This is a genomic window from Streptomyces sp. NPDC014991 (assembly GCF_043080665.1).
Taxonomy (GTDB): domain Bacteria; phylum Actinomycetota; class Actinomycetes; order Streptomycetales; family Streptomycetaceae; genus Streptomyces.
This window is the reverse complement of sequence record NZ_JBIBVY010000052.1, coordinates 1-4,832: the sequence shown is the minus strand read 5'-3', so window position 1 is coordinate 4,832 and position 4,832 is coordinate 1. Positions and strand designations below refer to the sequence as shown.

Genomic DNA, 4,832 nt, shown 5'->3' with positions numbered 1-4,832 from the left:
AACGACAACGCACCCGCCACACACGCAGCCGCGATCTCACCCTGCGAATGCCCCACCACCGCGTCCGGCACGACACCCACCGACGCCCACACAGCCGCCAACCCGACCATCACCGCGAAACTCGCCGGCTGCACGACATCCACCCGCGCGACGAGACCGGCATCCGCCTCACCGCGCAGCACAGCCCGCAAGTCCCACTCCACCCACGGCTCCAGAGCCCGGGCACACTCCTCGACCCGCTCGGCGAACACCGGCGACGATTCCAGCAACTCCCGCCCCATGCCCAGCCACTGCGAACCCTGACCGGGAAACACCAGCACCGTCCGCCCGGGCGAAACCACCGCACCACTCACCACAGCGGCAGCCGACTCCCCGCGAGCCAGCGCATCCAGCCCCGCCGCCGCCTCCGCACGCGAACCGGCAACCACCACCGCCCGCTGCGACAGCACCGCACGCCGGGCCGCCAGCACACCCGCGACCTCCACCAGCGACGCATCCGTGTCACCGACGAACACCGCAAGCCGTTCCGCCTGCCCCGACAGAGCACCCTCCGAAGCCGCAGACACCACCAACGGGACGATTCCGTCGACCGGTGTGACCGGCTCCCGGGCAGGTTCCTCGGGAGCCTGTTCGAAGATCAGGTGCGCATTGGTGCCGCTGAGCCCGAAGGAGGAGACGCCGACTCGGCGCGGGCGGCCGGTCTCGGGCCAGTCCCTGGCCTCGGTCAGCAGCTCGACGGCTCCGGCCGACCAGTCGACCTGCGGGGTCGGTTCTTCGACGTGCAGGGTCGGGGGCAGGACGCCGTGCCGCAGCGCCTCGACCATCTTGATGACCCCGGCGACTCCGGCGGCGGCCTGCGTGTGTCCGATGTTGGACTTCACCGAGCCGAGCCAGAGCGGCTCCTCCCGGTCCCGGCCGTAGGTGGCGAGCAGGGCCTGCGCCTCGATCGGGTCACCGAGCGCCGTACCCGTACCGTGCGCTTCCACCGCGTCCACGTCGGACGCGGCCAGACCTGCCACCGCCAGCGCCCGGCGGATGACCCGCTGCTGCGAGGGGCCGTTCGGGGCGGTGAGGCCGTTCGAGGCGCCGTCCTGGTTGATGGCGCTGCCGCGCAGCACCGCCAGGACGCGGTGGCCCTTGCTGCGGGCCTCCGAGAGTCGCTCGAGTACGACGACGCCGACGCCCTCCGCCCAGCCCGTGCCGTCGGCGGTCGAGGAGAACGCCTTGCAGCGGCCGTCGGGAGCGAGTGCCCGCTGCCGGGAGAACTCCACGAAGGTGCCGGGTGTGGCCATGATGGTCGCACCGCCGGCGAGGGCGAGGGAGCACTCGCCGTTGCGCAGGGCCTGGGCGGCCAGGTGCATGGCGACCAGGGAGGAGGAGCAGGCGGTGTCGATGGTGACCGCGGGCCCCTCGAAGCCGAAGACGTAGGACACCCGGCCCGAGGCCACGCTCACCGCGGAGCCGGTGGCCGTGAAGCCGCCCAGTTCCGGCGGGATGTCGCCGCCGATGCCGTAGCCCTGGGTCATGACGCCGGAGAACACGCCGACGTCCGTGCCCTTCAGCGCGGACGGGTTCACGCCCGCCCGTTCCAGCGCCTCCCAGGAGGTCTCCAGCAGCAGTCGCTGCTGCGGGTCCATGGCCAGCGCCTCGCGCGGGGAGATGCCGAAGAAGCCCCCGTCGAACCGGCCCGCCTCGTGCAGGAAGCCGCCCTGGTCGACGTAGGAGGTGCCGACGTTCTCGGGGTCGGTGTCGAAGAGGTCGTCCACGTCCCAGCCGCGGTCCGCGGGGAAGCCGGAGATCGCGTCCCGGCCCTCGGCGACCAGCCGCCAGAGTTCCTCGGGGCTGTTGACGCCGCCGGGCAGCCGGCAGGCCATGCCGACGACGGCGATCGGCTCGTCGGGGTCGGCGACGACGACCGTGGGGGCCGCCGCGCCGGTGACGTTGCCGTTCAGTCCGTCCAGCTCGTCGCGGAGGAAGCGGGCGAGCGTGAGCGGGGTCGGGTAGTCGTAGACGAGGGTCGCGGGGAGGCTGAGCCGGGTGGCCTCGCGCAGCCGGTTGCGCAGCTGGACGGCGGTGAGCGAGTCGAAGCCGGCGTCCTTGAACGCCTTCTCGGCCCTGACCTTCTCGGGGCCGGTGTGGCCGAGCACGGTCGCGACGTGTGTGCGGACCAGGTCCAGGAGCAGGGCCTCCTGCTCGGCCGGGGCCAGGCCCGCGAGCCGGCCGGCCAGCCCGCTGCCGCGGCCCGCGGCGATGCGGGCGGCGGCGCGGCGACTGTGGGGGATCAGCGTGCGCAGCAGGGACGGTATGTCGCCGCCGGCCGCCGCCTCGGCGCGTATGGTCCGCAGGTCCAGCCGGATCGGGACCAGCAGGGTCTCGCCGGTGCGCAGGGCCGCGTCGAACAGGTCCAGGCCCTCGTCGGGGCTGATCGGCTGGAACCCGCCGCGGTGCATGCGGGCCTGGTCGACGTCGTTCAGGTGGGCGGTCATTCCGGTGGCCTGCTCCCACAGGCCCCACGCCAGCGACACACCCGGCAGGCCCGCGGACCGGCGTCGCTGCACCACCGCGTCCAAGTAGGCGTTCGCCGCCGCGTAGTTGCCCTGCCCCGCCGAACCGAACACCCCCGCCGCCGACGAGAACACCACGAACACGTCCAGTTCGGGCGCGAGTTCGCGCGTCAGCTCGTCCAGGTGCGCGACCGCGCCGACCTTGGGTGCGAACACCCGGGCGAGTCGCTCGGGGGTCAGGGCGCCGATCACACCGTCGTCCAGGACACCTGCCGTGTGCACCACACCCGTCAGCGGACGCTCCGCCACCACCGCGCCCAACAGCTCCGCCACCTGCGTACGGTCCGACACGTCGGCCGCCACCACGGCCACCGACTCCGCACCCAGAGCGGACAGCTCCGCCACCAGCTCCGCGGCACCCGCCGCGTCCGCACCACGCCGGCTGGCCAGCACCAGATGCCGCACCCCGTGACGCACGACGAGATGACGCGCCACCAGCGCGCCCAGCACACCGGTGCCACCCGTGACCAGCACCGACCGCTCCGGGTCGAAGCGCGTCTCCGCAGCCGTGGGCGCGGTCGCCCGGGTCAGCCGAGGGGCGTACAGCGTCGTGCCCCGGGCGGCGAGCTGCGGTTCGCCGGTCGCGAGGACGGCGGTGAGCACGGGGCCGAAGGTCTCGACGTCGTACGACTCGTCCGTGTCGAGCAGGACGATCCGGTCGGGGTTCTCCGCCTGGGCCACCCGGACCAGGCCCCATACGGCGGCCCCCGCCGGGTCGGTCACCGTCCGCTCACCGTCGGCGGGCACGGCACCGCGGGTGCGTACGACGAGGCGCGTTCCCTCCGTCCCGGGTTCGGCCAGCCAGGCCTGGACGATCTCCAGTGCCGCGCTGGCCAGCGCGAGCACCTCGGTGTCGGTCGCACCGTCCGCGACGCAGTCGACCATCGCGGCGGCCGGCGGCTCGGCGCCGTCCACCAGCGCCGCCACTCCGCTCGGGCCGGACAGCGCGACCCATCGCGGTGCCGCCGCGTCCGGCCGGGAGGCGGGCAGCTCGGTCCACTCCACGTGGAAGAGGGCGTCGTCCGTGCCCGTGGGGGCGTCCGGCGTCGTCAGATGGTCGGCGGCGACCGGCCGCAGCGTCACGGCGTCCGCAGTGAGGACGGGACCGCCGGTCTCGTCGGCCGCCTCGACCGAGACGACACCCCGGGCGGAGCGGACCAGGCGGGCTCGCAGCACGGTGGCACCCGTGGCGTGCAGGACGACCCTGTTCCACTCCAGCGGCTGCCACACCTGATCGCCGTCGCCGGCGACGGCCTCCCGGACGGCGGGGTGCAGTACGGCGTCCAGCAGCGCCGGGTGCACGCCGTACCGGTCCGCCTCGGTCTGGTCCTCGTCCGCCAGCGCGGCTTCGGCGAACAGCTCGTCACCGCGCCGCCACAGCCCGCGCAGCCCCTGGAAGAGCGGCCCGTAGGTATGGCCGTGGGCGACGAGTTCGGTGTAGAGGCCTTCCGTGTCCGCGCGCTGTGCGCCGGGCGGCGGCCAGGTGGTGAAGTCGTAGCCGGGTGCGGCCTCGCCGGCGGTCGGCGCGAGAATGCCGGTGGCGTGCCGGGTCCAGACGGCCGATCCGTCCGACCCCGCGGAATCGTCGGGGGTCGCGTACACCTCCACGCTTCTGGACCCGGTCTCGTCCGGCCCGCCCACGGCGATCTGGAGTCGTACGGCGCCCTGCTCGGGAACGACCAGGGGCGCCTCGACGACCAGCTCGTCCAGCACTCCGCAGCCGACCTCGTCACCGGCGCGCACGGCCAGCTCGACCAGCCCGGTGCCGGGCACGACGACCACTCCGCCGACGGCGTGGTCGGCGAGCCAGGAGTGGGTGCGCAGGGACAGCCGGGAGGTGAGGACCAGCCCGTCCGACTGCGGCAACTGGACCATCGCGCCCAGGAGGGGGTGGTCCGCGCCGGTCAGCCCCAGCGCCGCCGCGTCGACCACGGACTCCGCCATCCGCAGCCAGTAGTGCTGGTGGTCGAAGGCGTACGTCGGCAGGTCCACGTGGGTGTCGGTGGCCCCCTCGGGAAGCACCGCCGCCCAGTCCACCTTCGTACCGCGCACGAACAACTCCGCGACGGACCGCAGAAGCGTCCGCTCCTCGTCGCGATCATCGCGCAGGGCGGGCACGCTCACCGCGTCCTCACCCGCCGACTCCGTGATGGCACCGCTCAACGCCCCACCGGGACCGAGCTCCAGGAACACCGACCCACCCGACGCGGCAACACCCTCGGCGAACCGCACCGGACGACGGACGTGGTCGACCCAGTAGGCGGGATC

General features: G+C 73.8%; 1 protein-coding gene. It reads right to left on the bottom strand.

What is annotated here, in order from left to right:
- Positions 1-4,832: type I polyketide synthase (locus tag ACF1BE_RS34960; RefSeq protein ID WP_392203017.1), on the bottom strand; the 4,832-nt coding region annotated here is incomplete at both ends.